31 protein-coding genes and 1 tRNA gene are annotated in these 25,807 nt (G+C 52.3%); 20 read left to right on the top strand and 12 right to left on the bottom strand.

Features of this window, described 5'->3' with window-relative positions; translation table 11 throughout:
* Window positions 1-38 precede the first annotated feature (38 nt).
* Entirely contained in the window at window positions 39-1,118 is a 1,080-nt protein-coding gene (hppD, locus tag AMM03_RS13965) for a 4-hydroxyphenylpyruvate dioxygenase (RefSeq protein WP_090132626.1), read from the top strand.
* 9 nt (window positions 1,119-1,127) lie between these two features.
* Window positions 1,128-1,655 carry a VOC family protein gene (locus AMM03_RS13960; protein WP_090132623.1) on the top strand — a complete coding sequence of 176 codons (528 nt, stop codon included), beginning with the start codon at window positions 1,128-1,130 and terminating at the stop codon, window positions 1,653-1,655.
* A 5-nt stretch (window positions 1,656-1,660) separates the two neighbouring features.
* Here the strand turns inward: AMM03_RS13960 and AMM03_RS13955 are convergent, their stop codons facing one another.
* The 3 genes from AMM03_RS13955 to hrcA all read right to left on the bottom strand — a co-directional run bounded on the left by AMM03_RS13955 (window position 1,661) and on the right by hrcA (window position 3,489).
* Window positions 1,661-2,005, bottom strand: coding sequence for a type II toxin-antitoxin system RelE/ParE family toxin (locus AMM03_RS13955; protein WP_228764714.1), 345 nt, complete (start codon window positions 2,003-2,005; stop codon window positions 1,661-1,663).
* Window positions 2,005-2,280 carry a type II toxin-antitoxin system Phd/YefM family antitoxin gene (locus AMM03_RS13950; protein ID WP_090132620.1) on the bottom strand — a complete coding sequence of 92 codons (276 nt, stop codon included), beginning with the start codon at window positions 2,278-2,280 and terminating at the stop codon, window positions 2,005-2,007. Before AMM03_RS13950 ends, AMM03_RS13955 begins: the two co-directional genes overlap by 1 nt.
* Before the next feature lie 204 nt (window positions 2,281-2,484).
* On the bottom strand, window positions 2,485-3,489 hold the full coding sequence (gene hrcA, locus AMM03_RS13945) for a heat-inducible transcriptional repressor HrcA (protein WP_090132617.1): 1,005 nt from the start codon (window positions 3,487-3,489) through the stop codon (window positions 2,485-2,487).
* 28 nt (window positions 3,490-3,517) lie between these two features.
* Here hrcA and AMM03_RS13940 point away from each other — a divergent pair, with 28 nt between their 5' ends.
* From AMM03_RS13940 to rapZ, 3 genes are read left to right on the top strand one after another with little or no spacing between them, the layout of a single operon-like run.
* Window positions 3,518-4,414, top strand: a complete 897-nt coding sequence (locus AMM03_RS13940; protein ID WP_090132614.1) for an NAD kinase — start codon at window positions 3,518-3,520, stop codon at window positions 4,412-4,414.
* Window positions 4,415-4,417: 3 nt separating this feature from the next.
* On the top strand, window positions 4,418-6,082 hold the full coding sequence (recN, locus tag AMM03_RS13935; RefSeq protein WP_090132612.1) for a DNA repair protein RecN: 1,665 nt from the start codon (window positions 4,418-4,420) through the stop codon (window positions 6,080-6,082).
* Window positions 6,083-6,102: 20 nt separating this feature from the next.
* The gene (rapZ, locus tag AMM03_RS13930) at window positions 6,103-6,960 is read left to right on the top strand and encodes an RNase adapter RapZ (RefSeq protein WP_090132609.1); all 858 of its coding nucleotides are present in this window, start codon (window positions 6,103-6,105) and stop codon (window positions 6,958-6,960) included.
* On the opposite strand, the gene mutY is transcribed toward rapZ, so the two are convergent.
* Window positions 6,936-8,042, bottom strand: coding sequence for an A/G-specific adenine glycosylase (mutY, locus tag AMM03_RS13925; RefSeq protein ID WP_090132608.1), 1,107 nt, complete (start codon window positions 8,040-8,042; stop codon window positions 6,936-6,938). The genes rapZ and mutY overlap by 25 nt on opposite strands.
* Window positions 8,027-8,842: a bifunctional DNA-formamidopyrimidine glycosylase/DNA-(apurinic or apyrimidinic site) lyase gene (mutM, locus tag AMM03_RS13920; RefSeq protein ID WP_090132605.1), complete on the bottom strand. Its 816-nt coding sequence runs from the start codon at window positions 8,840-8,842 to the stop codon at window positions 8,027-8,029. The genes mutY and mutM overlap by 16 nt, the downstream gene beginning before the upstream one ends.
* A gap of 76 nt (window positions 8,843-8,918) precedes the next feature.
* On the opposite strand from mutM, the gene AMM03_RS13915 reads away from it, so the two are divergent.
* The 7 genes from AMM03_RS13915 (at window position 8,919) to pth (ending at window position 14,677) form a co-directional block, all read left to right on the top strand.
* Entirely contained in the window at window positions 8,919-10,619 is a 1,701-nt protein-coding gene (locus AMM03_RS13915) for a tetratricopeptide repeat protein (RefSeq protein ID WP_194942915.1), read from the top strand.
* Between the two features lie 74 nt (window positions 10,620-10,693).
* Window positions 10,694-11,194, top strand: a complete 501-nt coding sequence (locus AMM03_RS13910; RefSeq protein ID WP_194942914.1) for a lipoprotein insertase outer membrane protein LolB — start codon at window positions 10,694-10,696, stop codon at window positions 11,192-11,194.
* Window positions 11,191-12,069 carry a 4-(cytidine 5'-diphospho)-2-C-methyl-D-erythritol kinase gene (gene ispE / locus AMM03_RS13905; RefSeq protein WP_090132598.1) on the top strand — a complete coding sequence of 293 codons (879 nt, stop codon included), beginning with the start codon at window positions 11,191-11,193 and terminating at the stop codon, window positions 12,067-12,069. Before AMM03_RS13910 ends, ispE begins: the two co-directional genes overlap by 4 nt.
* 41 nt (window positions 12,070-12,110) lie before the next feature.
* Window positions 12,111-12,187 (top strand) — tRNA-Gln (locus AMM03_RS13900).
* A 108-nt stretch (window positions 12,188-12,295) separates the two neighbouring features.
* Window positions 12,296-13,273, top strand: a complete 978-nt coding sequence (locus AMM03_RS13895) for a ribose-phosphate pyrophosphokinase (RefSeq protein ID WP_090132596.1) — start codon at window positions 12,296-12,298, stop codon at window positions 13,271-13,273.
* A gap of 87 nt (window positions 13,274-13,360) precedes the next feature.
* A complete protein-coding gene (locus tag AMM03_RS13890; RefSeq protein WP_090132594.1) occupies window positions 13,361-13,993 on the top strand; it encodes a 50S ribosomal protein L25/general stress protein Ctc in 633 nt (210 codons plus the stop codon).
* Window positions 13,994-14,068: 75 nt separating this feature from the next.
* Complete coding sequence (pth, locus tag AMM03_RS13885) at window positions 14,069-14,677, top strand: aminoacyl-tRNA hydrolase (protein ID WP_090132695.1); 609 nt, start codon at window positions 14,069-14,071, stop codon at window positions 14,675-14,677.
* Window positions 14,678-14,684: 7 nt separating this feature from the next.
* Here the strand turns inward: pth and AMM03_RS13880 are convergent, their stop codons facing one another.
* Window positions 14,685-14,936 carry a YfhL family 4Fe-4S dicluster ferredoxin gene (locus AMM03_RS13880; RefSeq protein ID WP_090132591.1) on the bottom strand — a complete coding sequence of 84 codons (252 nt, stop codon included), beginning with the start codon at window positions 14,934-14,936 and terminating at the stop codon, window positions 14,685-14,687.
* A 74-nt stretch (window positions 14,937-15,010) separates the two neighbouring features.
* Here AMM03_RS13880 and AMM03_RS13875 point away from each other — a divergent pair, with 74 nt between their 5' ends.
* From AMM03_RS13875 to AMM03_RS13850, 6 genes are all read left to right on the top strand, one after another.
* Window positions 15,011-15,865, top strand: coding sequence for a 3',5'-nucleoside bisphosphate phosphatase (locus tag AMM03_RS13875; RefSeq protein WP_090132589.1), 855 nt, complete (start codon window positions 15,011-15,013; stop codon window positions 15,863-15,865).
* The gene (locus AMM03_RS13870) at window positions 15,862-16,758 is read left to right on the top strand and encodes a DMT family transporter (RefSeq protein ID WP_090132588.1); all 897 of its coding nucleotides are present in this window, start codon (window positions 15,862-15,864) and stop codon (window positions 16,756-16,758) included. Before AMM03_RS13875 ends, AMM03_RS13870 begins: the two co-directional genes overlap by 4 nt.
* Window positions 16,759-16,769: 11 nt before the next feature.
* Entirely contained in the window at window positions 16,770-17,393 is a 624-nt protein-coding gene (locus tag AMM03_RS13865; RefSeq protein WP_090132585.1) for an L-threonylcarbamoyladenylate synthase, read from the top strand.
* A gap of 12 nt (window positions 17,394-17,405) precedes the next feature.
* Window positions 17,406-18,062: a site-2 protease family protein gene (locus AMM03_RS13860; protein ID WP_090132583.1), complete on the top strand. Its 657-nt coding sequence runs from the start codon at window positions 17,406-17,408 to the stop codon at window positions 18,060-18,062.
* A 13-nt stretch (window positions 18,063-18,075) separates the two neighbouring features.
* A complete protein-coding gene (locus AMM03_RS13855; protein WP_090132580.1) occupies window positions 18,076-19,422 on the top strand; it encodes a tryptophan--tRNA ligase in 1,347 nt (448 codons plus the stop codon).
* Between the two features lie 94 nt (window positions 19,423-19,516).
* Window positions 19,517-20,116 carry a LuxR C-terminal-related transcriptional regulator gene (locus tag AMM03_RS13850; protein ID WP_090132578.1) on the top strand — a complete coding sequence of 200 codons (600 nt, stop codon included), beginning with the start codon at window positions 19,517-19,519 and terminating at the stop codon, window positions 20,114-20,116.
* On the opposite strand, the gene AMM03_RS14210 is transcribed toward AMM03_RS13850, so the two are convergent.
* From AMM03_RS14210 to AMM03_RS13825, 6 genes are all read right to left on the bottom strand, one after another.
* Window positions 20,113-20,286: a hypothetical protein gene (locus tag AMM03_RS14210; RefSeq protein ID WP_194942916.1), complete on the bottom strand. Its 174-nt coding sequence runs from the start codon at window positions 20,284-20,286 to the stop codon at window positions 20,113-20,115. The genes AMM03_RS13850 and AMM03_RS14210 overlap by 4 nt on opposite strands.
* Window positions 20,287-20,352: 66 nt before the next feature.
* Window positions 20,353-21,036 (bottom strand): esterase, encoded by a 684-nt coding sequence (gene ypfH, locus AMM03_RS13845; protein ID WP_090132575.1) that lies wholly within the window; start codon window positions 21,034-21,036, stop codon window positions 20,353-20,355.
* Window positions 21,037-21,119: 83 nt separating this feature from the next.
* The gene (locus tag AMM03_RS13840; RefSeq protein WP_090132572.1) at window positions 21,120-22,202 is read right to left on the bottom strand and encodes a sulfate/molybdate ABC transporter ATP-binding protein; all 1,083 of its coding nucleotides are present in this window, start codon (window positions 22,200-22,202) and stop codon (window positions 21,120-21,122) included.
* A complete protein-coding gene (cysW, locus tag AMM03_RS13835; RefSeq protein ID WP_090132569.1) occupies window positions 22,199-23,116 on the bottom strand; it encodes a sulfate ABC transporter permease subunit CysW in 918 nt (305 codons plus the stop codon). The genes AMM03_RS13840 and cysW overlap by 4 nt, the downstream gene beginning before the upstream one ends.
* Window positions 23,113-23,979, bottom strand: a complete 867-nt coding sequence (gene cysT, locus AMM03_RS13830) for a sulfate ABC transporter permease subunit CysT (RefSeq protein WP_090132568.1) — start codon at window positions 23,977-23,979, stop codon at window positions 23,113-23,115. The genes cysW and cysT overlap by 4 nt, the downstream gene beginning before the upstream one ends.
* Before the next feature lie 3 nt (window positions 23,980-23,982).
* On the bottom strand, window positions 23,983-24,975 hold the full coding sequence (locus AMM03_RS13825) for a sulfate ABC transporter substrate-binding protein (protein ID WP_090132692.1): 993 nt from the start codon (window positions 24,973-24,975) through the stop codon (window positions 23,983-23,985).
* A 195-nt stretch (window positions 24,976-25,170) separates the two neighbouring features.
* Here AMM03_RS13825 and AMM03_RS13820 point away from each other — a divergent pair, with 195 nt between their 5' ends.
* Both AMM03_RS13820 and AMM03_RS13815 read left to right on the top strand, forming a co-directional pair.
* Window positions 25,171-25,404, top strand: coding sequence for an antitoxin (locus tag AMM03_RS13820; protein ID WP_090132689.1), 234 nt, complete (start codon window positions 25,171-25,173; stop codon window positions 25,402-25,404).
* Window positions 25,401-25,802: a type II toxin-antitoxin system tRNA(fMet)-specific endonuclease VapC gene (locus AMM03_RS13815; protein ID WP_228764713.1), complete on the top strand. Its 402-nt coding sequence runs from the start codon at window positions 25,401-25,403 to the stop codon at window positions 25,800-25,802. Before AMM03_RS13820 ends, AMM03_RS13815 begins: the two co-directional genes overlap by 4 nt.
* Window positions 25,803-25,807: the final 5 nt, after the last annotated feature.

Genomic DNA, 25,807 nt, shown 5'->3' with positions numbered 1-25,807 from the left:
TTTTTTCTGTTTGCGTTTTTTAATTTCTGGAGAGCTTCATGGCTGATTTGTTTGAAAACCCAATGGGTTTGTGCGGTTTCGAGTTCGTAGAGTTTGCATCCCCTGAGGCGGGAGTTATCGAGCCCTTGTTTGAAAAGATGGGGTTTTCTTTGGTCGCCAAACATCGCTCCAAAGACGTGGTGCTGTACCGCCAAGGCGATATCAATTTCATTGTCAATCGCGAGCCTAGAAGCCTAGCGGGTTACTTTGCTGCAGAGCACGGTCCGTGCGCATGTGCGCTGGCATTTCGGGTCAAAGACTCTCACAAAGCCTACGCCCGTGCGCTAGACATGGGCGCGCAACCCGTCGAGGTACCGACAGGGCCGATGGAGTTAAGACTGCCTGCCATCAAAGGCATCGGCGGTGCCCCCCTGTATTTGATCGACCGTTACGAAGACGGCAAAAGCATTTACGACATTGACTTTGAATTCATAGATGGTGCAGACCGCCATCCCGTGGGCCATGGCTTCAAAATCATCGACCACCTCACCCACAACGTGTACAAAGGTCGCATGGCGTTTTGGGGCGCTTTTTACGAGAAGATTTTTAACTTCCGAGAAATTCGTTACTTCGACATCAAGGGCACGCACACAGGCCTCACCAGTCGCGCCATGACGGCACCCGATGGCCTCATTCGGATTCCGTTGAACGAAGAATCTGGCAAAAATGGCGGGCAAATTGAAGAGTATTTGATGCAGTTCAACGGCGAAGGCATTCAGCACATTGCTTTGCGCACGGACGACCTGATGAAAAGCGTTGACGCCCTGCAAATGGCGGGCATTCCCCTCATGACAGCACCCAACGACATCTACTACGAGATGCTAGAAGAGCGCCTAAAGGGCCATGGCGAACCAGTGGCAGAATTGCAGGCACGCGGCATCTTGTTGGATGGCACCACGGCCAATGGCGAAAAGCGTTTGTTGTTGCAAATCTTCTCGCAAACTTTGTTGGGCCCAGTGTTCTTCGAATTTATCCAACGCAAGGCCGACGAGGGCTTTGGCGAAGGTAACTTCAAAGCATTGTTTGAGTCCTTGGAACGTGATCAAATTAGACGTGGCGCACTTCAAATAGACGCCTAAAGGAAAGTCATGAAAATTAGCAAAATTCACCATGCAGCCTATCGCTGCAAAGACGCCAAAGAAACTGTCGAGTGGTACGCCAAAAACTTGAACATGGATTTTGTGCTGGCCATTGCCGAAGACTTAGTGCCCTCCACTAAGGCACCTGATCCTTACATGCACATCTTCTTAGATGCGGGCGGCGGCAACGTCTTGGCCTTCTTTGAATTGCCCAACGCCCCCGAAATGGGTCGTGACGAAAACACCCCCGCATGGGTGCAGCACATGGCCTTTGAAGTGGACAGCATGGAAACCTTGCTGGCCGCCAAAGCCAAGCTAGAAGCCAATGGCGTAGAAGTGTTGGGCCCGACCAACCACACCATCTTTAAAAGCATCTACTTCTTTGACCCCAACGGACACCGCTTGGAACTGGCTACCAACACAGGCACCCCCGAGATGTACAAAACCTTGGACGAAGTGAAGTGGGACATGCTGAACGAGTGGAGCAAAACCAAGCGCGCGCCCAAGCATGCGGCTTGGATGCATGAACCGGGTTGATATTTTTAAAGGCGGAGTAATCTGCGACTTAAGAGAGTCTGTAGATTTCTTCGCCCGTCGAGTACTGCATTGATGGTGACAAATTTTTCATTCACCAGATAAATAATGCGATAGGGCTTGAAAAAAATTTGGCGGTAATCACGGATACCGATGTCTAACAAGTCGCTTGGCATGCTTCCACGCTTGGGGAAATTTGCCAACGTATTAATACTGGCTTTGATTTTGTCAATCAATCGATCTGCGTTAGCTTCTGAATCGAACTCAACAACGTAGTCATAAATTTCGAGAATGTCTTTGGCTGCAGCTGTTGAAATTCGAATTTGATGTGAGTTAGCGAACCGGCTCACCATCACTTGTTTTTCTTTTTGGCGCGAATCATGTCCATCACCTCATCCATGGTGTGAACACGCCCCGCATCGACATCAGCTTGACCCATGGCAAGGATTTTGAGCAGGGCCAAAGTTTCTTGTGTCTTTTCATAGGAAGCCACATCTTGAAGGACTGCCTTGGCCTCGCCGTTTTGAGTGATGACCATGGGCTCACGGCACTCTGTGAGGTGCTGTAGTACCTCGGCAGCGTTGGCCTTGAGGTAGCTAATGGGTTTGATTTGAGCAGTGGTGAGCATGATGTGGTCCGCCTTGAAGTGAACCTAATATAGTCTTTTAAAAGACCAAGTCAACAAACATTTGCTTGCAATGAATCTTCCGGGTACCAACACTGCTGTTCGCAGCTGTGTGAGGATGGGGTGAGTGGGTGACGATTTCTGGTACCCCAGTATGAGGAACCCACTCACCCCATCTTCACACAGCGAGCTCAGAAAGAATCAGATTTACTTCGACTGACTCAAAGCATTGCCCACCATCTTGGACGTGATGTCCACAATCTGAATCATGCGCTCATAGGGCATACGCGTAGGACCAATGACACCCAATGTGCCTACGATATGGCCATCCACCTCATAAGGCGCACTGACCACCGACAACTCTTGCATGGGCACAAACTGGCTTTCGCCGCCAATAAAGATGCGAACACCATCGGCCTGACTAGACACATCCAGCAAGCGCATGAGCTGCGTTTTTTGCTCGAACAAATCGAAGGCCTGGCGCAAGTTACCCATGTCGCTGGAGAAGTCGCTAACCGACAGCAAGTTGCGCTCGCCAGAAATAACCACATCGCCTTCGTCTTCGCTCAAAGCTTCTGAGCTCATTTGCACGGCTGCCTGCATGAGGCTTGCAATTTCAGATTGCAAATTGACCAGCTCTTGCTTCACACGCATGCGCACTTGTTCGATGGCCATGCCAGCATAGTGAGCGTTCAAATAATTAGAAGCTTCTATGAGCTGGCCTTGCGAATAATCAGCCTCAGTAAAGATGACGCGGTTTTGTACATCGCCCTCGGGCGAGACAATGATCAAGAGCACGCGCTTTTCGGACAGCCGCAAAAATTCGATGTGCCTGAACACCGAAGCGCGCTTGGGCGCCATGACCACACCCACATAGTGCGACAAGCTAGACAGCATGTTGGCCGCATTGGCAATGACCTTCTGCGGCTGATCGGGTGCCAAACGGTGCGTGGGCAATTCACCCGTTTGAACCGTCAGCATGGTGTCGACAAATAAGCGATAACCCCTATTGGTTGGGATCCTGCCAGCCGATGTATGCGGACTGGCAATTAAGCCCAATTCCTCAAGGTCAGACATGACATTGCGGATGGTGGCAGGGGATAATTCAAGCCCCGACGCCTTTGAAAGCGTGCGCGACCCCACCGGCTGGCCGTCCGCAATGTAGCGTTCAACCAGCGCTTTCAGTAATAACTTGGCACGATCATCTAGCATTCGGTCATTTTAATGATGTAATTTGAGAATGAAATCTAAATTTCGTCACGTTGCGCTATTTGGCAAGCACCACACCACCGTCACGGGCCCCGCTTTGGAAAGCTCGCGCCGGGTCTTGGACGATGTTGCCCAGTTTGTCAGCCGAATTGGCGCCGACGTGGTTCTGGAAGAAGGAACCTCTGAGCATCTGGGCCTGAACCTTTATCCCACCCTCAAAATGTCCGAAATTGGCAAGCAATGCGATTTAGGTTTGGTGGTGGGCGGCGACGGCACCATGTTGGGCATCGGTCGCCAAGTTGCGCCTTACGGCTTGCCCCTCATTGGCATCAACCAAGGCCGCCTGGGTTTCATTACCGACATCCCCATCGAGCAATATGCGCAAACCCTCAAGCCCATGCTCATGGGCAACTTCGAAGAAGAACAACGCAGCATGTTGCACGCACAGGTTTGGCGTGACAAGCATTGCGTGTTTGATGCTTTTGCCTTGAACGACGTGGTGGTCAACCGCGGCGCCACATCCGGCATGGTGGAGTTGCGCATTGAAGTCGATGGCCGCTTTGTGGCCACACAGCGCGCCGACGGTCTCATTGTGGCCACGCCCACGGGTTCAACGGCTTATTCATTGTCAGTTGGCGGTCCTTTGATGCATCCCAACTTAGGCGGCTGGGTCCTTGCACCCATTGCACCCCACACCCTGTCCAATCGCCCTATTGTGTTGCCTGACACTTCCAAAATCAGCATTGAAATTGTCTCTGGCCGCGATGCCAGCGCCAACTTTGACATGCAGTCTTTGGCCAGTCTCATGATTGGCGATCAAATCACGGTGGAGCAGTCATCGCACAAAGTGCGTTTCTTGCACCCGCAAGGCTGGAATTATTTCGACACGCTCCGTAAAAAAATGCATTGGAACGAAGGAGGCGCCTAAGCCATGGCCCTCAGACACATCAGCCTGCGCGACTTTGTCATTGTTCGCGAACTCGACTTGAATTTGTCTCAAGGTTTTAGCGTTCTGACAGGTGAAACCGGCGCGGGCAAATCTATTTTGATTGACGCCTTGCAACTGGCACTGGGTGAACGTTCAGACGCCAGCGTGGTGCGCGAAGGTGCTGCGCGATGCGAAGTCACTGCAGAATTCGATTGCCCCCCACAAGCCCACGCTGTGCTTGAAGATGCTGGGTTTGAAATTTCAGACACGCTGCTCTTAAGGCGCAGTGTGGATGCGCACGGCAAAAGCCGCGCATGGGTCAATGGCAGCCAAGCCACCGCCACACAACTGCGCGCCTTGGGCGAAATGCTGTTAGACATTCATGGCCAGCACGCTTGGCAAAGCCTCACACGACCCGACGCAGTCCGCGGCTTGCTAGATGCTTATGCAGGTATCAGCACGGACGCTTTAAAAGCCGCTTGGCAGACATGGCGCCAAGCACAGCAAGCGGTTCAAACTGCGCGCACTGCACAAGACTCACTCAGCCGCGAGCAAGAACGTTTGGCGTGGCAAATAGGCGAGCTCGACAAATTGGCGCCAGCGCTCGATGAGTGGGAAGAATTGAACGCACAGCACACGCGCTTGTCGCATGCGCAGGCCTTGATTGATGCAGGGCAATCGGCTCTTACGGCTTTAGATGGCGACGAGTCTTCTAGATTAGGCTCTGACACTGGCGCGTTGGGCATGCTGTCGCAAGGTATCAGCAGTCTGCAAGATCAGTCGCACCTTGAGCCAGAATTTCAGGCCATTGTCGATGTCTTGCAATCTAGCTTGGCACAAGCCGAAGACGCGGCACACAGCCTACAAAGCTATTTGCGCAAAACCGATTTGGATCCCGATCGCCTAAACGAGTTGGACACGCGCATGTCGCAGTGGCTGTCATTGGCCCGCAGGTACAAACGCCCACCAGAGGAATTGGCCGCCCTGCTGGCAGGCTGGAAGCAAGAGCTCAATGCCCTCGAAGCTGCCAGCGATTTGGAAGGCTTAGAAGCCCAAGAAAAAGCCGCGTCGCAAGCCTATCAAACAGAAGCCAAAAAGCTGTCACAACAACGCAAAAAAGCAGCGCCCAAACTGGCGCAAGCCGTCACGCAGGCTATGCAAAACTTGGGCATGCAAGGTGGCCGCTTTGAGGTGGCTTTAATTGGCTTAGATCAAGCGGCACAACACGGCCTAGAAGACATTCAGTTTTTGGTGGCCGGCCATGCTGGCAGCACACCCAGGCCCGTCGGCAAAGTGGCCTCGGGTGGCGAGCTTTCGCGAATTGCCTTGGCCATTGCCGTCACTACCAGCGAATTGGGCGAAGCAGGCACTCTGATATTTGACGAGGTTGACTCTGGCGTGGGTGGTGCAGTGGCCGAAACAGTAGGCCGCCTCATGAAGCAACTGGGTGTGCATCGCCAAGTATTGGCTGTCACCCACTTGCCACAAGTTGCATCTTGCGCCGACCATCATTTGTTGGTTAGCAAGGCCAGCTCCAAAGAAGGCGTTAGCAGCAACGTGACACCCATCGCAGGCGAACAACGCGTGACAGAAATTGCACGCATGTTGGGCGGCGAAAAATTATCAGCAACCACGCTGGCGCATGCCCGTGAGATGCTCACCAAGTAAATTTCTGAAGTCTTGAAATCATGGAAATCGTTCTCATCACTGGCATGTCGGGTTCAGGCAAATCTGTTGCTTTGCATGCGCTAGAAGATTATGGTTTCTATTGTGTTGACAACCTCCCCCCCGAACTTCTCATCCCCTTTGCAGAGCTAGAGCGCGAAAGAAACGAAGAGCGCGTTGCCCTTGCCATTGATGTGCGCAGCGCCAATTCATTGCCCCTCATGCCCAGTCAATTGATGAAGTTGAAGAACATGGGGTTCAAAACAACGTCTATCTTTTTGGATGCCTCGTCTGACACCTTGCTTCGCAGGTATTCTGAAACCAGAAGGCGCCACCCTTTGTCGGGTCGCGTGGCTTCTGAAGGCGAACTGGCGCTAACAGAGTCCATCGAATTTGAACGCGAACTTTTATCGCGTTTGCGTGAACAAGCCCATGTGATTGACACGAGTTTTTTGCGTGCGCCCCAATTGCAGAGCTACGTCAAGTCCCTGGTGAACTCCTATGGCGCCAAGATGACTTTGGTGTTCGAGTCGTTTGGCTTCAAGCGTGGTATTCCCATCGACGCCGATTATGTTTTTGATGTTCGCATGCTGCCCAATCCGCATTACGAAAATGCGCTTCGACCTCTGTCGGGAAAAGATGAACCCGTTCAACTGTTTTTAGAAAAATATCCAGACGTCAAAACAATGCAAGGGCACATTCAGTCCTTCTTGGATCATTGGCTGCCTGCGCTAGAAAAAGACCACCGCAACTACATCACCGTAGCCATCGGCTGCACCGGCGGACAACATCGCTCTGTGTATTTGGTTGAAAAGCTCAGTCAATATTTCAGCACCAAGTGGCTAACGCTCAAGCGTCATAGAGAGTTAGACAGCAAGTGACGTATTGGGGTGGGCAAGCCCAGTACTTGCCAATCTTCTTCAGACCACCAAGCGCCAGTCTCCGATGAACTTGGGTCTTTGCTGAGCGCCAACTTGACCACATGGCAATGCAAATCTTTGTGCGTTAAGACATGTTTAAAGGTGGGCAAAATTTCCATGCTGACTTTGGACATGGCTTGAGTTTTAGCTTTTGCTTTTGCTTTAGATTCAGATGAACTTGCATTGCCAAAAACAGCCGTCCTGAGTGACTCTTCTGAGTCAAAGACAGGCACGCTGTAAAGGCTGGCCCAAATGCCCGATGCGGGTCGCTTTTCCAACCACACTTGGCCTTGCTTGTTTTGCGCCAGCAACAACCACAAAACCTCACTGCTGCGTTTGATTTTGCGAGTCTTAACAGGAAATTTTTCGGGCTCACCCAAGGCACATGCTTGGCATTCACCGCGCACAGGGCACGCCTCACACAAAGGCTTGCGCGATAAGCATATTGTTGCGCCCAGGTCCATCAGCCCTTGCGAATATCGGGGCATGGCGGTTTGAATTTGTTGGGTGGGCAAGGCTTCTTCAGCCATTTGCCACAGCACTTTTTCGTTCTTGCTCACTGACAAATCGGCGCCGTAAGCCCAGACACGTGTGAGCACCCGTTTGACATTGCCATCCATGATGGCCACACGCTCGGAAAAACAAAACGAGGCCACCGCAGCGGCTGTCGATCGACCAATACCGGGCAAGCTCATCAACGACTCTGCCGTTTGAGGAAATTGGCCGCCAAATTTTGTCATCACATCTTTGGCACATTGATGCAAATTTCGAGCACGGCTGTAATAACCCAAACCACTCCACAAACCCATCACCTGATCTTGGGATGCCGCTGCCAAATCGGCCACCGTTGGAAAGTGCTTTAAAAATTTGGCGTAGTAATCGAGTACGGTGCTGACTTGCGTTTGCTGCAGCATGATTTCTGAGAGCCACACACGGTAAGGGTCTTGTGTGTTTTGCCAAGGCAAATGATTTCTACCGTGCTTTTTTTGCCAAGCCACCAAGGTCTCTGCAAACGACTTATCGGACGTCACAACTTTTGACATACAGGGCAATAAAAAGTGGAGCGCTGACCTTGAACAATCTGCTTGATAGGCGTCTCGCAAACACGGCAAGGCAAACCAGTTCTGCCATACACCGAGGCTTCGAGCTGAAAGTAACCTGTATTGCCCTGTGCGTTGACGAAATCTTTCAAGCTGCTGCCACCTTGTTCCACGGCTCTGGCAAGCACTTGCCGAATGGCCGCATGAAGTTTGGCAATGCGGGGGCCACTGATTTTTTGGGCCTTGACGGTGGGTCGGATGCCCGCCAAAAACAAAGCCTCTGAAGCATAGATATTGCCTACCCCCACAACCACATCGCCAGCTAGCAGCACCTGCTTAATGGGTGCAGCACGTTTTTTGAGGCCCTGCTGAAACAACTTCATCTCAAAACCATCCGTGAGCGGCTCCATGCCCAATTTACCCAGTAGCTTGGCAGCTGGCTCATGGTTCTCGGACTCAGACCAAACGGCGGCGCCAAATCGGCGTGGATCGTGCAATCGCAGAACCCCCTGATTGGTGACCAAATCCATATGGTCATGCTTGCCTGCGGGCCCTTGTGATGGCGCAAAGTTCAAGCTGCCGGACATGCCCAAATGCAGCATCAAGATGCCGCGCTCGGTGTCTAAGAGCAGATATTTGCCGCGCCTTCTGACCCTCAAAACCGTTTGGCCCACCAAAGAAGCGGGAGATACACCCAGCGGCCAGCGCAAGGGCTTGCCCATGTGCATGGCCAAAATGCGCGCGCCAGATATCCGACTGGCAAAACTCAGTCTGGTGACCTCAACTTCGGGTAATTCGGGCATGAAATCGGATTTAAATGAAGGGATTAATTGCGCATTCGTCAGCACTTCAATACGTCCACTCGATTATGATGGCTCTATGAAGTACTGGCTTTCTTCGTTTGCATTAGTCTGGGCCACCACGGGTGTTTGCGCCGAGCCGCCTGTGCAAAACTCTAACCTCAATGCCGTTTTGTTTTACCAACTCTTGTTGGGTGAACTCAGCGTGCAAAATGGAGAACCTGAAGCAGGCTTTTCCATCTTGCTGGATGCTGCACGCAAAACAAAAAACGAAGCCCTGTTTCAACGGGCCACCGACTTGGCACTTCAATCGCGCTCTGGCGAAGCGGCACTCCAAGCCACCAAGAGTTGGAAATCCAGCTTGCCCGAATCGCAAGAAGCCAACCGCTACACCCTTCAAATTTTGTTGGCACTCAACCGCGTTGAAGAAGCGGGTCGTGCGCTGAAGTCCAGCATTGCCGAATTGCCCGTCAATGAACAATCTGCCGCGATTGGCTCCGTTCCGCGTGTTTTTAATCGTGTTCAAGACAAAAATTTGGCCGCCAAAGTGGTGGAGCAAGCACTTTCGTCGGCCATTCAGAATCCAGAAACTGCCGCCACAGCTTGGACCACCATTGGTCGCATGAAACGCCAAGCTGGCGAAATTCAACCAGCAGCAGAGGCAGCACGCGCGGGTCATGCCGCCAATCGCAAAGCCCCTGGGCCCATCATGTTGGCACTGAGTTTGTTGAACTTTGTGCCCAACGAAGTGAAACCCCTAATTACCCAATACATGGCTGGCGAGGCCCTGCCCGACTTGCGATTGGGTTATGCCAGAACGCTCATTGACATGGGTGAGATGCGGCCAGCTTTGGCCCAACTGATTCAACTGTCGCAGCAAAATCCTGACTTTGCGCCTGGCTGGTTATTTTTAGGCCTGCTGCAAAGTGATTTGTCTCAGGCGGTCCAAGCGGAACAATCCCTCAAGCAATACATTGCCTTGGCCAGTCAAAAGCCAGACCCTGATCTGTCTGGCGGCCTTGCAGAAGCCTATTTGGCGTTGTCGCAGATGGCCCAAAAACAAAGTTTGTGGGCTCAAGCGGATGAATGGCTGACCAAAATCCCACCCACTGCAGACCCACTCAAAGTGGCGTCAAGACGCGCGGCCTTGCTGGCGCAACAGGGTCGCAAAGCTGAAGGGCTCAAGATCCTAGAAGAGGTCAAGGTTCAGTCACCTCAAGACGCCAAACTCAAAGCACTGGCTTTGTCGCAATGGCTCAGAGAAGACAAGCAAATCAGTGCAGCGTTCAGCACCATCGAAAAAGCCTTGGGGCAATTTCCAGCAGATCCTGAGTTGCAGTCCGAAATGGCCATGCTTTGCGAAAAATTAGGCCGCTTCGATCAAATGGAAAGTTTGTTGCGCGGACTCATGAAAGTCAAACCCAACGACCCCCATGCCTTCAATGCTTTGGGCTACTCATTGGCCGACCGAAAAATTCGAATAGACGAAGCCCGTGAACTGATTCTCAAAGCCATCCAGTTGGCCCCGCGCGATCCTTTCATTCAAGACAGCCTAGGTTGGCTTGAATACCGCGTTGGCAATACCCAAGAAGCCCTTCGAATTTTGGAAGCGGCTTACAAGGAAAGACCTGATGCCGAAATAGCTGCTCACTTGGGCGAAGTGCATTGGGTCAGTGGCAACAAAGAAAAAGCCGGCACCATTTGGCGCGAAGGGCTGATGCTCAAGTCGGACAACGAAACCCTGCTTGAAACCCTCAAGCAATTCAAGTTCAAGCCCTAAGCCCTAAGCCCTAAGTCAATAGCATGTCGAGATTCAGTACGCGGCCTATCAAGGTGTGGTGCACATGCGCTGCAATGTGTCTTCTAAGCGCTTGTAGCCTGCCAAGTCAACTTGCAAAGCCATCCAGCCCAACAGATACCAACGCCCAAGAAGTTGCCACAGGCACCAAGCCTGCACAAGCCGCTTATCGAGCCGGCAGATTTTCCTTGGTGATCGATACTGAACCGCAGCAGTCATTTTTATCGTCCTTCGATATTCTTGGCGGCTGGCCAGACGGAGTTTTGACCATCTACAACCCGCTGGGCATGCAGATGGCCAAAGTTGAATGGTCGCCTCAAGCTGCCCGGCTTTTGCAAGGCAACCAAATTAGAGAATTTGAAAATCTCGAAAAACTCATTTATCAAACAACAGGTACCCGGCTACCTGCTGCTGCACTGGTCGATTGGCTTAGCGGCAAGCCCACGCCGGCTGAGGGGTGGAACGTCGATGTCAGCGAATGGCACCTCAGGCGGCTGGTGCTTGAACGCGTTCAACCCGCGCCGCGCACTGTTCTGCGAATCGCATTTGAATCATGAAATCCTTGAACAACGTCTTGGCACCCGCCAAACTCAACTTGTTCTTGCACATCACGGGCCGTCGACCCGATGGCTATCATTTGCTTCAATCGGTTTTCATGTTGATCGATTGGTACGACACGCTTCATTTTGAGAGCCGAAGTGATGGGCACATTAGCCGTGAAGACCTTAATGTGCCACTGCCCCCTGATGACCTGATCACCCGAGCAGCACGCTTGTTACAACATGCCACTGGTACCGCTCAAGGGGCTCACATTGCCATTGAAAAGTCCATCCCGGCCCAAGCAGGGATGGGTGGCGGATCATCAGATGCGGCCACTTGTCTGTTGGCATTGAACAAACTCTGGGGCTTGGGCTTGTCCGTCAAACAGCTCGCTGAACTGGGTTTAAAACTGGGTGCAGACGTCCCCTTTTTCTTGCACGGACAGAACGCTTGGGTTGAGGGCGTGGGCGAGATCATGACCCCCATTTCTTTGCCGCCCGCCCAGTTTGCGGTGATCAAACCTTCAGAAGGCCTTGAAACTGCCAAAATTTTTGGCTCAGAGGCTTTAAAGCGGGATACAAAGCCTGCTACAATTTCGGTCTTTGCAGCAGACCCGTATGGCTTTGGCCACAACGACCTGCAACCAGTGGCCCAGCGCCTCTGCCCCCAAATCAGCGATGCAATCGCCTGGCTAGATTCCGCCAGACTTGCTTCTGCTGTTGTCAAAGGCAGAATGACGGGCTCCGGGAGTGCAGTGTTTGCGCAAGTGCCACGCGGTACAGATTTAAGCCAAATGCCTCAAGTTCCAGCAACTTGGCAAAATTGGAAAATCCAAATGCGTGGCAATTTGGAAGTTCACCCCCAAAAGGGTTGGGCCTCCAGCGACGATTGATCGGTCGGCAGCTTTGGTTTTCTAAAGCTACTAACCCGTGTAGGGGAGTCGCCAAGTTGGTTAAGGCACCGGATTTTGATTCCGGCATGCGAAGGTTCGAGTCCTTCTTCCCCTGCCAAATAACTGCACGCAGTCACATGCGTTCAAACAACACAGTCAAATGTGTTGCGGATTGAAATTGATGCACTAACCCGCATCGGCCCATCATTTGATCGCTGAGACGCTCATGCTGCCATCCAACACAAATTCATCATCAGACTTCATGGTCTTCACTGGCAACGCCAACCCTGTGTTGGCGGCCGAAGTGGCGTATGAGTTGGACATCTCTTTGGGCTTGGCCGACGTGGGCCGCTTCTCAGATGGCGAAGTCACAGTCGAGCTAAAGCAAAACGTACGCGCGCGCGACGTGTTCATCATTCAGTCCACCTGCGCCCCCACCAACGAAAACCTGATGGAACTGCTGATCATGGTCGACGCTTTGAAGCGCGCCTCAGCCGGTCGCATCAGCGCCATCATTCCTTACTTTGGCTATGCCCGCCAAGACCGTCGCCCACGCTCTACGCGTGTGCCTATTACGGCCAAGGTGGTGGCCAACATGTTGCAAGCGGTGGGCGTCAATCACGTCCTCACCATGGACTTGCACGCCGACCAAATTCAAGGCTTCTTCGACATTCCCGTCGACAACATTTACGCCTCTCCTGTGCTGTTGGGCGACCTGCGCCAAAAGAACTACGAAGACCTCATTGTGGTCTCCCCCGACGTAGGTGGTGTGGTTCGCGCACGTGCGCTAGCCAAACAACTCAATTGCGATTTGGCCATCATCGACAAGCGTCGTCCCAAGGCCAACGTGAGCGAAGTGATGCACGTCATTGGCGACATCGACGGTCGCAACTGCGTCATCATGGATGACATGATTGACACCGCAGGCACCTTGGTCAAAGCCGCTGAAGTACTCAAAGAGCGCGGCGCCAAAAAAGTTTACGCGTATTGCACACACCCTATTTTCTCGGGCCCCGCCATCGATCGCATTGCCAAAGGCTCTGCCCTCGATGAAGTGGTAGTGACCAACACCATCCCGTTGTCACAAGCCGCTGCAGCCTGCCCCAAAATTCGCCAACTTACTGTGGCGCCGCTGTTGGCCAACACCATCCAGCGCATGGCACACGGTGAGTCGGTCATGAGTTTGTTCTCAGACAAAGACTGATCTGGAACATCAATGTGGATTGCCGTTTGGCAGTCCTTTTTAAAACAGAGTCGTACTGGTCGCGGTCGGCTCAACTTGGAGTTAGTTATGAAATTTGTCGCTTTTGAGCGCTCTATGCAAGGTACGGGTGCGAGCCGCCGTCTGCGCAATTCAGGTAAGACACCTGGTATTGTTTATGGCGGTGTAGATCAACAACCCCAATTGGTCGAACTCGACCACAATGCCCTGTGGCACGCCCTGAAAAAAGAAGCTTTCCACGCAAGCATCTTGGACATGGAATTGAACGGTAAAGAAACCAAAGTGTTGCTCCGTGACTTCCAAATGCACCCCTACAAACAATTGGTCTTGCACATCGACTTCCAACGCGTCGATGCCAAAACCACTTTGAACCGCAAAGTGCCAATCCATTATTCTGGCGAAGACACATCTCCCGCCGTCAAGGTGGATGCTTGCTTGATCAACCACATCATGAATGAGCTCGAAATCGCTTGCTTGCCAGCCGATTTGCCAGAAGCCATCAACGTTGATTTGTCTGGTTTGAAGAAAGGTGTTTCATTGCACCTGGCCGACATCACATTGCCTAAGGGCGTGAAAGCCATCACACACGGTAAGAAAAACCCTGTGTTGGTGTCTGTGGTGGCCCCAGCTGTTGAAGAAGCAGCGCCTGCTGCCGATGCAGCACCTGCAGCCGATGCCAAAGGCAAGGCCAAGAAGAAGTAATTCTTCCCTCAGCCTAAACACTTCTGTGTTTCAACAACCCGCCTTGTGCGGGTTGTTTTGTTTTTATACTTAGCCATGATCAAACTGTTTGTAGGCTTGGGCAATCCAGGCGCCGAATACGAAGACACCCGCCACAACGCTGGCTTTTGGTGGATAGATGCTTTGGCACGCGAGCTCAATGTCAACTTGGTGCCCGACAAAAGTTACTTTGCCAAAGTGGCGCGCACGCAAGTCAAGGGTCAAACCGTTTGGCTGCTCGAGCCCCAAACGTTCATGAATTTGTCTGGCAAATCAGTGGGCGCTTTGGCCAAGTTTTTCAAAATAGCACCCCAAGAAATTTTGGTGGCCCACGATGAACTCGATGTGATCCCTGGCCAAGCCAAACTCAAATTTGGTGGTAGCCACGCAGGGCACAACGGCCTGCGCGACATCCACGCCCAGCTGGGCACCGGCGATTATTGGCGCTTGCGTTTGGGCATTGGCCATCCAGGCGTCAAGGCCGAAGTGGTGAATTGGGTACTGAAAAAACCCATGGCCGAGCAGCGCGATCTGATTCAAGAGAGCATTGCCCGCTCTGTCAAAGCGGCCGACATGCTGATTCAAGGCGAGATGGAGAAGGCCACGGTGCAAATTCACACCAGCAAGCCGCCTAGGCCCAAGCCGCCCCGCCCAGAAGGCGTTTAAAAAACGTTCAAGCCGAGTTTTGCAAGCGCTGGTACTTCTGGAACAGCGTCTCTTTGTTCTCAACGTGCGCTGGATTGACCGGAATACAAGCCACAGGACAGACCTGCACACACTGGGGCTCGTCAAAGTGCCCCACACACTCGGTGCACTTGTTGGGATCGATTTCATAAATTTCAGGGCCGAGGTAGATCGCCTGATTGGGACACTCAGGTTCGCAGACATCGCAGTTGATGCATTCATCGGTGATCATCAAGGCCATAGAAATCTCACTTAAATCAGTTGGAATTATCGTCCAGAGGCGATGACCTCTTCCGCAAGCCCTAAAATACCCCTGTGGAACCCTTACTCAACGCCGACCTTCATTGCCACTCCGTGGTCTCCGATGGCACGCTAACGCCCGAGGCCTTGGCCTCTCGCGCCAAAGCCAACGGCGTTCAGCTTTGGGCGCTCACAGATCACGACGAAATTGGCGGCCAAGCGCGCGCCATGGCTGCGGCCAAAGCCGAAGGCATGAAGTACCTCACTGGCGTCGAAATCTCCATTACCTTTGCCGGCAAAACTGTCCACATTGTGGGTCTGGGCTTTGACCATACCAACGAAGCCTTGGTGCAAGGCCTGCGCAATACCCGCGGTGGCCGCGCCGAACGCGCCAAAGAAATGTCTGATGGCTTGGCCAAGGTGGGCATTCACGGCGCATTCGAAGGCGCACTCAAGTACGCAGGCAACCACGAACTCATTTCACGCACTCACTTTGCGCGGTTTTTGGTTGAAACGGGTGTGTGCAAAGACACTTCCGAAGTGTTTCGCAAATACCTAACCGACAACAAACCTGGCTTTGTGCCCCACCGCTGGGCCTCACTAGAAAACGCCGTCAAGTGGATTACCCAAGCAGGTGGTGTGGCCGTCATTGCCCACCCTGCGCGCTATGGCTTTACAGCCAACGAAGAATACGCACTCTTCACTGAATTTAAAAATCATGGTGGCCGCGCCGTCGAAGTCATTACGGGCAGCCACTCTAGCGCTGATGCTCTGCGTTATGCCGATACAGCGCTCGAGTTTGAATTGGCTGCTTCACGAGGCAGCGATTTCCACAGTCCTGACGAAAGTCACACCGACTTAGGCACACTGCCCTGGCTACCGGGACAACTGACCCCCGTGTGGGAATTGTTGTCAAACCAAATCCAGTGAAACACCCCTCTGCCAACACCCTTGCTGGTATAGCCTATGTCGTTTTGTCAGTGGCATGTTTTGCCATCTTAGACACGGTCACCAAAAACGTCAGTGCCAGTATGTCCTTGATGTTGGCGCTTTGGTTTAGGTACCTCATACAAGCTTTGTTTAGTACCGTTTTCTTTTTGCCTCAACGCGGCATGGCCTTGTTTAAAACAGAACACCCTAGGTTTCAAGTAGCGCGTGGTGTTCTTTTGTTTGGCAGCAGCATGTGTGCTTTTTATGGCCTCAAGTATTTGCCTGTGGGCGAGTTCACAGCCATTGCTTCCGTCACGCCTTTGGTCGTGACACTCATGGCAACCATCTCTTTAGGTGAGAAGGTTAGAAAGCTACGCTGGGCTCTGGTACTGGGTGCATTTGCTGGCACCATGGTAATTGTCAGGCCAGGCAGTCAACACTTCGATTGGGTTTTGATTTTTCCTTTGTTGCTCATTTTGACCAACGCAAGCTTTCAATTGCTCACCCGCAAAATGACCAGCACGGAAGACCCTGTCACCATGAATGTGCTCACGGGTTGGGTCGGTACGTTGTTGGGCGCACTGGTATTGCCTTTCGTTTGGGAACTGCCAACCGACTGGCACTTGTGGTTGCAACTACTCATCATGGGCAGCTTTGCTACGGTGGGCCACTACTTGCTCATCATGGCGTTTTCTAAAGCACCGGCCACTGTCTTGACGCCTTACTTTTACGTTCAAATTGCGTTTGCGATGTTGGGCGGTTGGCTGATGTTTGACCACGTACCCGATCATTGGACCCTAGTGGGCATTGGCATTGTGGCCCTGTGCGGTGCATTGGGCGCCTTATTGACCGTTCGCGAAAGTCGAATGGCCGTCATGCCCGCTGAATCTTGATGGGTTAAATCATGGCACAGTACTTTTCTGTTCATCCCGACAATCCACAAGCGCGCTTGCTCAAGCAAGCCGTTACCCTTCTCAATCAAGGCGGCGTGCTCGCTGTTCCCACCGACTCGAGCTATGCCTTGGTCTGCCACATGGACGACAAGGCCGCAGCCGACCATTTGCGCAAAGTTCGGGGCGTCGATGAAAAACATCACCTCACCCTGCTTTGCCGAGACCTGCGCGAGTTGGCCAACTATGCCAAGGTAGACAACGCGCAGTTTCGAATGCTCAAACAAGCCACGCCGGGCGCTTTCACATTCATCTTGGAAGCCACCAAGGAAGTGCCGCGTCGAGTCAGCCATCCCCAAAGAAAAACCATTGGCTTGCGGGTGCCTGAGCATGCTGTTTTGCAAGAGCTGTTGGCCATGCATGGTGCCCCCCTCTTGGCCACCACCCTGATTCCTGTGGGTGAAGATGACCCCTTGAACGATCCAGAAGAAATTCGAGAACGTTATGAGAAACTCATCGCTGGCGTGATTGATGCAGGTGCTTGCAGTCGCGAGCCAACCACCGTTGTAGATTGCTCGGGCGACGGCATTGAGGTCATTCGCCAAGGCCAGGGCGATGTGGCTTTACTTGGACTTTGAGACAATCACGCTGTGGAAACTTCTAACCTCATTCAAACCGTTTCGGTCTATGCCATTCCGGTGATCTTTGCCATCACTTTGCATGAGGCCGCACATGGCTATGCCGCCAAGTATTTTGGCGATCGCACAGCCGCCATGATGGGCCGCGTCACGCTCAACCCACTTTCGCACATCCATTGGGTAGGCACCATTCTGCTGCCGCTTTTGCTTTACTTCAGCACCAGTGGTGCGCTCTTGTTTGGTTATGCCAAACCTGTGCCCGTCAATTTTGGCAATCTGCGCCATCCCAAGCGCGACATGATTTGGGTGGCATTGGCAGGACCCGGCATCAACTTGATTCAGGCCATTGTTTGGGCCTTGCTGTATGTGGTGTACACCGATTTTGGCGTCACAGAAAAGTTCTTCTTGGCCATGTGCAAGGCTGGCGTACTTAGCAACGTGGTGATGTTTGCCTTCAATTTGTTTCCCTTGCCGCCCCTCGATGGTGGCCGCATTGTGGTGGGCTTGTTGCCCTGGAAACAGGCCTACCAGTTTTCTCGCATCGAGCCCTACGGATTTTTCATTGTGATTGCTTTGGCAGTCACCGGTGTGGTCAATCATTTGTGGTTAGACCCTGTCATGAGTGCCACCTTTGGTTTGATCGAAATCATGTTGAAATTAATTTCTTGAACATCCATTTGCTATGACGACTCCTACAAGCAATCAACGCACGCGCGTTTTAACTGGCATTACCACTACCGGCACGCCTCACCTGGGCAATTACGTGGGTGCCATTCGGCCTACGGTGCAGGCCAGCTTGAATCCTGCCACGCAAGGGTTTTATTTTTTAGCTGACTATCACGCGCTCATTAAGTGCGATGACCCCATCCGCATTCAACGCTCTACATTGGAGATCGCTGCCAGCTGGATTGCCGCAGGCCTTGACCCCGATCGCGTGATGTTTTACAGGCAGTCTGACATTCCAGAAATTCCAGAGCTCACTTGGTTTTTAACGTGCGTCACAGGCAAAGGTGTCCTCAATCGCGCCCACGCCTACAAAGCCTCCGTCGACAAAAACAATCTGGCAGGCAACGACCCCGATGCCGATGTGTCTGCTGGTTTGTTCATGTACCCCGTGCTTATGGGCGCCGACATTTTGATGTTCAAAGCGCACAAGGTTCCTGTCGGGCGCGATCAAATTCAGCACATTGAAATGGCGCGCGACATGGCGTCTAGCTTCAATCATTTGTATGGCGAGCATTTGGTGTTGCCCGAAGCGGTCATTGAAGAATCTGTAGCCTTGCTGCCTGGCCTCGATGGTCGCAAGATGAGCAAAAGTTACGACAACACCATTCCGCTGTTTTCTTCTAGCGCCCAACTCAAAAAATTGATCTCAGGCATCGTGACTGACTCACGCGCGCCCGGCGAACCCAAAGACACAGAAGGCTCGGCCTTGTTTCAAATTTACCAAGCGTTTGCAAGTGCCGAAGAAACCGCGGCCTTGGCCAAAGCTTATGCCGATGGCATTGGTTGGGGCGACGCCAAGCAAATTTTGTTTGAGCGCATTGATCGCGAAGTGGCACCGATGCGCGCGCAATATGAAGAATTGATCAACAACCCCGCCAAGGTCGATGCCATCTTGCTCAAAGGTGCAGCCAAAGCGCGTGAATTGGCAACGCCCTTGATACAAGAATTGCGCCATGCTGTGGGCTTGAGGGCTTTGGCCAGCACAGCCAATGCAAAAGCGCCTTCAACGTCTAAAGCTGCGCGAGCAGCGGCACCCTCCTTCAAGCAATATCGCGAGAAAGACAGCCTCTTTTATTTCAAGCTGGTTGACTCACAGGGTCGCGTCTTATTGCAAAGCCTTGGCTTTGCCTCTCCCAAAGAAGCTGGATTGGCCATTGGCCAGTTGCAACAAAACGACGCCAAAGCTTTGGCAGAAATGGGCGCCCAAGTCAGCTTGGGTGAAGGCGTGGCGGCCTCAGAAGCGACAAGCGCCTTAGAGGTGCTCAGAGCCGAGTTGGCTGAAAAGGCAAAATCGAAAGCATGAATCGAAAGAAGTTAACAATTTTCACAAAAGTTGCTTGATTTGTTCCTGACTTTGCTGATACCCTCATACTTTACGTTTCATTCTTGAGAACACCATGACCGTTTACGTCATTGACGACCACCCTCTGATGCGCGATGCCCTGACCATGTTGGTCCAAAGGGTACGCCCTGGTTTGAAAGTGGTCTCAGTGGCCAAACTCAACAGTTTGGAATCGACGGTCGAGCGTCAAGGCCCGCCTGAATTGTTTTGCTTGGACTTGAAATTACCTGACACCTTGGGTTTGTCTGGCGTGCATGCTGTGAAAGCCAAATTCCCTGATGTGCCTTTGGTCGTGGTCACAGGCTCAGAGGCCAGCGAATGCGAAGCGGCTTGTTTAGAAGCGGGTGCCAATCTGTTTTTAGAAAAAGCCAGCCCCCCCAACACCATCATTGAAGGTCTGCGCACTTTCTTGCCAACGCCTGAAGAAGAGATGTCCGAAGGTAGCCCTAGCGCACCCACCAAATTGTCAAAGCGTCAAAAGCAATTGATCTTGATGTTGGACCAAGGTTTAAGCAACAAAGACATTGCCGACAAACTGACCATCAGCGAGCACACGGTCAAGGTTCACTTCTGGCGTTTGTTCCGCCGTCTGGGTGTCAACAGCCGCACGCAAGCTTTGCACTTTGCGCGCACCAACGGCTGGTTGGGTATTTAATCTTTTGTCTTTTTGTTGACGATGTCGGGCGTGACAGCGTCAACCACATTGATGATTGTCTTGCCGGTATAAACCACCGTTGATGCCACAGCATCTGCCACTGCAACCACGGCGCAGCCCTGCAACATGAAGCACATGACCAGGGACACAAAGGCGATACCAAATTTCATCATCAAGCTCTCAAGAATGCGCCACCTACAAGGCAGCAAGTTTGAATGATGGCGATTCTAACGTGCTCAGTGACGAACCGGTGAGTCACCTGGATCGGCTTCCTGAACTTGTTTGTAAAAGCGCTTGGGCAAATGGGTGGTGAGCCGTTCGATGGCCAAATCGATCATGTTAGGATGAATTTCGTGGCCAATGTAGGGCAGCACATCGGCTGTGACGTCGGCTTCGATGGCCACCAAGCGCTCGGCCGCACTGACCGCAAAACCATAGTGAATGACGTTGTCGGACTTGCCGTGGAACAAATGGTAAGTGACCGTTTCTGGCGCTTGCACAGGTAAGTCAACAAAGCGGCTGCCGAAGCCCATGACGCGACCACACAAGTTGACCTCTTGCAAACTGGCCGCCAAAGACATGATGCCGCCTTGCGAAAAGCCCACCAAGGCCGTGGCCTCGTGACTCACGCCCGCGCGTTGTTGCCATGCGCGAATGAGCGATACAAATCCAGGCATGGCATCGTTCACGCGTTGCGGACGGTTTTCTTCAGTCACGCCTTGCAGCGCAAACCACTGCCAGCCAAAACCAGCCTCTGCCGGTTCTGTGGCCTGCACACACACAACACAAGACTGCGGAAATTCTTCTGCAAAGCGCTTGGCCAAAGGCTGCATGTCTTGGGCATCAGCACCGTAGCCATGGAACAGCAAGAAGAGTTGTGCGGCTTGCGCGGGAGCTTGAACGACGATGTCTTGAGTCATGCTGATATTTTGCCTTGGCTCAGCAAAAAAAAGCCAGCACTTTTGAAATTCAGTGCTGGCTTGGCGGGAAGCGATGTGTTCGATCAGCTTTCCACAAAGATGCGTGCCTTGCGAGGGGTGAGCACCAAGGTTTCGCCTTCTTTGTATTGCTGTTCTGCAAACAAGTGGGCAGACAGTTGCGCCTCAATGACCGTGTCTTTGGCAAACTCATGGTGATCGACAGGCTCAAATTCCAGGCGTGCAATAGGACCGACCACGATGGCTCGCGTGAGCTTGGCCTTGATGCCAGTATCGCCTGAGCTGTAACGCTTCACTTCGATATCGTGCGGACGAACATACGCAAAGGCTTTGCTGTCTTGCACATGTTGATGCTCTGGACTGTTCAAGCTGACGGCATCGCCACCAATCAGCATTTCACCCTCGTGTGCGCGGCCATGGAACAAATTCACATCGCCTAAGAAGCCATACACAAAGGGGCTGGCAGGATGGTCCCACACTTGTTGGGGCGAGCCAATTTGTTCCACGCGGCCACTGTTCATGAGCACCACGCGGTCGGCCACTTCCAGGGCTTCTTCTTGGTCATGCGTGACAAAAATACTGGTGACATGCAAATCGTCATGCAGGCGGCGCAACCAGCGGCGCAGTTCTTTGCGCACTTTGGCATCGAGGGCGCCAAAGGGTTCATCGAGCAACAAGACTTTGGGTTCGACGGCCAATGCGCGAGCCAAGGCGATGCGCTGACGTTGACCGCCCGAGAGTTGTGAAGGGTAACGATCGGCCAACCAATCGAGTTGCACCAAGCCCAACAGGTCGTGCACTTTTTGCTTGATGACCGCTTCTGAAGGACGCACACTGCGAGGCTTCATGCGCAAGCCAAAGGCCACGTTTTCGAACACGGTCATGTGGCGGAACAAGGCGTAATGCTGAAACACAAAGCCCACTTGACGCTCGCGTACATGCACGTGTGTAGTGTCTTCACCGCTGAAAGCGATGCTACCCGCGTCGGCTGTTTCTAAACCGGCAATGATGCGCAGCAACGTGGTTTTGCCGCAGCCTGATGGCCCAAGCAAAGCGACCAACTCGCCAGAGTCAATGTCTAGGCTGACATCGCGCAAAGCGTGAAAGTCGCCAAACTGTTTGTGAACGTTTCTGATTTCGATGCTCATGATGCAGCTTTCAATGACAGATCTAAAGGCGCTGCCTTGGTATTTTCTGGTGACAAATCGCCAATGGCTTTCATCTCGCGTTCGTGGCGCCACTCGGCCACCGACTTGATTACCAATGTAACCAGCGCCAGCAAAGCCAACAAAGACGCAACCGCAAAGGCGGCCACCGATTGGTATTCGTTGTACAAAATTTCAACGTGCAAAGGCATGGTGTTGGTCTGGCCGCGAATGTGACCTGACACCACCGACACCGCACCAAACTCACCCATGGCACGCGCATTGCACAAAATGACGCCGTAGATCAAACCCCATTTGATGTTGGGCAAGGTCACGTACCAGAATGTTTGCCAGCCTGTTGCACCCAGCACAATTGCGGCCTGTTCCTCTTCATTGCCCTGCGCTTGCATGAGCGGAATCAATTCGCGCGCAATGAAAGGGAACGTAACAAACACCGTCGCCAACACAATGCCTGGTACAGCAAAGATAATCTTGATATCGTGTTCTTGCAGCCAAGGACCGAACCAACCCTGTGCGCCAAACATCAACACATAGACTAAACCGGCCACCACAGGTGACACTGAGAAAGGCAAATCGACCAGGGTGGTCAACACAGATTTGCCTCTGAACTCGTACTTGGCAATACACCAAGCAGCGGCAATGCCAAACACCAAATTCAGGGGCACTGCTATCAGGGCAGTGATCAAGGTCAAGCGAATGGCAGACCAAGCATCAGGCTCTTTGAGCGCTTCCCAATAGGCATCAAAGCCTTTGCGCAATGCTTCTGCAAATACTGCAGCCAGAGGCAACACCAAAAACAGAAACAAGAAGACGAGCGAAATACCAATGAGGATGTAACGCATCCATGCAGACTCTGTGGTGCCGGCTTCTGCGCGGCGAATCGAATTCATACTCATACGGCCGCTCCCGAGTGACGGCGCTGCCAGGCTTGTAAGCCATTGATGATCAAGAGCAAGATGAAGGAGATGACCAACATGACTGTGGCCACTGCAGTGGCTCCCGCATAGTCGTATTGCTCTAATTTGCCAATGATGATGAGCGGCGTGATTTCAGAAATCATGGGCATGTTGCCCGCAATGAAAATGACCGAGCCATACTCGCCCATGCCTCGTGCAAAGGCCATGGCAAAACCTGTGAGCAAGGCAGGCGCAATAGAAGGAAAGATGACCTTGCTGAAAGTTTGCCAACGTGAGGCACCCAAGCACGTTGCGGCTTCTTCCAATTCTTTTTCTGCATCTTCCAGCACGGGCTGCACTGTACGCACCACAAAGGGTAAGCCGATGAAGATGAGCGCAATCACAATGCCGTTAGGGTTGAAGGCCAGTTGAATGCCCAGGGGTTCTAGGTACTGGCCCACCCAGCCATTGCCAGCCAACAAGGCTGTTAAAGAAATACCGGCCACTGCGGTGGGCAAAGCAAATGGCAAATCGACCAATGCGTCCACCACTTTCTTGCCAAAGAACTGATAACGTACCAGCACCCAAGCCACCAACAAACCAAACACCACGTTGACCAGTGCCGCAATTAATGAGGCACCAAAGGTGAGGCGGTAAGAAGCCATCACGCGAGGGCCTGTGACTGCTGCCCAAAACTGATCCCACGTGAGTGTGAACGTTTTGAACACCAGTGCCGACAATGGAATGAGCACAATCAAGCAGAGGTACATCAAGGTGTACCCCAAGGTGATGTTAAAACCGGGTAAAACCCGGGCGGGCGCTCTGCGCTTGGCAGGCGCCGCCGCAGCGGAACGAGACAGCATGAATTACTTAACGGTGTACAACTTGTCGAACTGGCCGCCATCGTTGAAGTGCACTTTTTGCGCTTCAGCGAAAGAGCCAAATACTTCGTTCACAGTGAACAACTGCAAAGGCTTGAAGGTCTTGCTGTATTTTTTCAAGATGGCTGGATTGCTGGGACGCAAGGCGTGCTTGGCAGCAATCTCTTGCGCTTCATCGGAATAGAGGTAGTTCAAATAGGCCTTGGCCAAATCGCCTGTGCCCTTTTTAGCCACAGTGCGCTCTACAACGGCCACTGGGTTTTCGGCCACGATGCTAATAGAAGGGTGAATGGCATCGACCTTGCCGGCACCAAATTCGTTGTCGACAGAAATCACTTCTGATTCAAACGTGACCAGTACATCGCCAATATTGCGCTGCAAGAAGATGGTGGTGGCATCGCGACCACCCTTGGCCAAAACAGGCACGTTTTTGTAGAGCTTGGCGACGAAGGCTGCAGCATCGGCATCGCTACCGCCCTTTTTACGCACATAGCCCCAAGCAGCCATGTAGGCCATGCGGCCGTTGCCACCGGTTTTAGGGTTGACCACAATGACCTGAATGCCAGGCTTGATCAAGTCATCCCAGTCTTTGATATTTTTGGGATTGCCATTGCGTGTTAAGAACAACATGGTGGAGCTGGTGGGCGACGCTGCGTGTGGAAAGCGTTTGTTCCAATCGGCAGCCACGATGCCTTTGCTGGCCAGAAAGTCGATGTCAGTGGTGGTGTTCATGGTCACCACATCGGCATCCAAGCCATCGTTCACAGCGCGAGCTTGTGCACTAGAGCCACCATGGGCCTGATCAATCTTGACGTCTTTGCCTGTGGTCTTTTTGTAATTGGCAATGAAGGCGGCGTTGTAGTCTTTGTAAAACTCGCGGGCCACGTCGTAGGAGGCATTCAGCAAAGTTTGAGCGGATACGTTGAGGCCAGAAACGGCCAGCAAGGTGGCGGCGGCAATGGATTTGATTTTGGTCATGGTGGGTCTCAAATGAGTAAGGACGTGATTGTCTGAGCCCATCCTCAAAACTCAAACGAATCATTTGTTGTTTGTTTATGCATATCCGTCATATAAAGATGACATCGCAAGGCAAGGTATGACCGAATTCAAGTGAAGTGACATATGATGCATATCATTGATACATACCAACATTTAACACCCACAGGAGCCAACATGGACACTGCAAAAATATTTCAAACGGGTCGCAGTCAGGCTGTTCGCCTCCCAAAGGAATACCGATTCAACACCAAAGAAGTCGTGATCAAACGTGTGGGTGAAGGCGTTTTATTGATGCCGATCGAAGATCCCTGGATCACGATTGAAGCCGCATTGAACGATTTCGAGCCAGGCTTCAAGATAGAGCGACAACAGCCTGAACATCAAATTCGCCCTGAGGTTTTATTGTGATTTTGCTAGACACCAACACGTGTATCTACATCATCAACAATCGCCCCCCCAACGTATTAGAAAAATTTCGCAAGTACAAAGCCGGCGAAGTCGGTATTAGCAGCATTGCTGCTTCCGAATTAGCTTATGGCGTCGCCAAATCTGGGTCTGCCAAGAATCGAAAAGCTCTAGACATGTTTTTGGCGCCATTGCAGATTCTTCCATTCGACAGCCAGTGCCTCTGGTTTTATGCAGATCTGCGAGCTTCATTAGAAAAACAAGGCCTGTCGATAGGACCCATGGACACCTTGATTGCAGCGCAAGCACTTAGCATTGACGGCACACTGGTGACGAACAACATCAAAGAATTTATGCGTGTTCCAAAACTCAAACTCGACAACTGGTTTGAGGCAATCTAATCAGC

The organism is Limnohabitans sp. Rim11 (assembly GCF_001269365.1).
GTDB lineage: Bacteria > Pseudomonadota > Gammaproteobacteria > Burkholderiales > Burkholderiaceae_C > Limnohabitans_A.
Note: the sequence above shows the minus strand (reverse complement) of the source record. Positions and strands in the feature narration are given on the sequence as shown.

What these genes read in the sequence shown, in the direction of transcription:
- AMM03_RS13820 (WP_090132689.1), top strand. Translation starts at nt 25,171, where the DNA reads ATGGACACTGCAAAAATATTTCAAACGGGTCGCAGTCAGGCTGTTCGC.
- mutM (WP_090132605.1), bottom strand. Translation starts at nt 8,842, where the DNA reads ATGCCCGAATTACCCGAAGTTGAGGTCACCAGACTGAGTTTTGCCAGT.
- AMM03_RS13865 (WP_090132585.1), top strand. Translation starts at nt 16,770, where the DNA reads ATGGCACAGTACTTTTCTGTTCATCCCGACAATCCACAAGCGCGCTTG.
- AMM03_RS13955 (WP_228764714.1), bottom strand. Translation starts at nt 2,005, where the DNA reads ATGGTGAGCCGGTTCGCTAACTCACATCAAATTCGAATTTCAACAGCT.
- hppD (WP_090132626.1), top strand. Translation starts at nt 39, where the DNA reads ATGGCTGATTTGTTTGAAAACCCAATGGGTTTGTGCGGTTTCGAGTTC.
- ypfH (WP_090132575.1), bottom strand. Translation starts at nt 21,036, where the DNA reads ATGACTCAAGACATCGTCGTTCAAGCTCCCGCGCAAGCCGCACAACTC.
- AMM03_RS13910 (WP_194942914.1), top strand. Translation starts at nt 10,694, where the DNA reads ATGTGTCTTCTAAGCGCTTGTAGCCTGCCAAGTCAACTTGCAAAGCCA.
- recN (WP_090132612.1), top strand. Translation starts at nt 4,418, where the DNA reads ATGGCCCTCAGACACATCAGCCTGCGCGACTTTGTCATTGTTCGCGAA.
- AMM03_RS13960 (WP_090132623.1), top strand. Translation starts at nt 1,128, where the DNA reads ATGAAAATTAGCAAAATTCACCATGCAGCCTATCGCTGCAAAGACGCC.
- AMM03_RS13880 (WP_090132591.1), bottom strand. Translation starts at nt 14,936, where the DNA reads ATGGCCTTGATGATCACCGATGAATGCATCAACTGCGATGTCTGCGAA.
- AMM03_RS13840 (WP_090132572.1), bottom strand. Translation starts at nt 22,202, where the DNA reads ATGAGCATCGAAATCAGAAACGTTCACAAACAGTTTGGCGACTTTCAC.
- rapZ (WP_090132609.1), top strand. Translation starts at nt 6,103, where the DNA reads ATGGAAATCGTTCTCATCACTGGCATGTCGGGTTCAGGCAAATCTGTT.
- cysW (WP_090132569.1), bottom strand. Translation starts at nt 23,116, where the DNA reads ATGAGTATGAATTCGATTCGCCGCGCAGAAGCCGGCACCACAGAGTCT.
- pth (WP_090132695.1), top strand. Translation starts at nt 14,069, where the DNA reads ATGATCAAACTGTTTGTAGGCTTGGGCAATCCAGGCGCCGAATACGAA.
- hrcA (WP_090132617.1), bottom strand. Translation starts at nt 3,489, where the DNA reads ATGCTAGATGATCGTGCCAAGTTATTACTGAAAGCGCTGGTTGAACGC.
- AMM03_RS13895 (WP_090132596.1), top strand. Translation starts at nt 12,296, where the DNA reads ATGCTGCCATCCAACACAAATTCATCATCAGACTTCATGGTCTTCACT.
- ispE (WP_090132598.1), top strand. Translation starts at nt 11,191, where the DNA reads ATGAAATCCTTGAACAACGTCTTGGCACCCGCCAAACTCAACTTGTTC.
- AMM03_RS14210 (WP_194942916.1), bottom strand. Translation starts at nt 20,286, where the DNA reads ATGAAATTTGGTATCGCCTTTGTGTCCCTGGTCATGTGCTTCATGTTG.
- AMM03_RS13915 (WP_194942915.1), top strand. Translation starts at nt 8,919, where the DNA reads ATGAAGTACTGGCTTTCTTCGTTTGCATTAGTCTGGGCCACCACGGGT.
- cysT (WP_090132568.1), bottom strand. Translation starts at nt 23,979, where the DNA reads ATGCTGTCTCGTTCCGCTGCGGCGGCGCCTGCCAAGCGCAGAGCGCCC.
- AMM03_RS13850 (WP_090132578.1), top strand. Translation starts at nt 19,517, where the DNA reads ATGACCGTTTACGTCATTGACGACCACCCTCTGATGCGCGATGCCCTG.
- AMM03_RS13855 (WP_090132580.1), top strand. Translation starts at nt 18,076, where the DNA reads ATGACGACTCCTACAAGCAATCAACGCACGCGCGTTTTAACTGGCATT.
- AMM03_RS13940 (WP_090132614.1), top strand. Translation starts at nt 3,518, where the DNA reads ATGAAATCTAAATTTCGTCACGTTGCGCTATTTGGCAAGCACCACACC.
- AMM03_RS13950 (WP_090132620.1), bottom strand. Translation starts at nt 2,280, where the DNA reads ATGCTCACCACTGCTCAAATCAAACCCATTAGCTACCTCAAGGCCAAC.
- mutY (WP_090132608.1), bottom strand. Translation starts at nt 8,042, where the DNA reads ATGTCAAAAGTTGTGACGTCCGATAAGTCGTTTGCAGAGACCTTGGTG.
- AMM03_RS13825 (WP_090132692.1), bottom strand. Translation starts at nt 24,975, where the DNA reads ATGACCAAAATCAAATCCATTGCCGCCGCCACCTTGCTGGCCGTTTCT.
- AMM03_RS13890 (WP_090132594.1), top strand. Translation starts at nt 13,361, where the DNA reads ATGAAATTTGTCGCTTTTGAGCGCTCTATGCAAGGTACGGGTGCGAGC.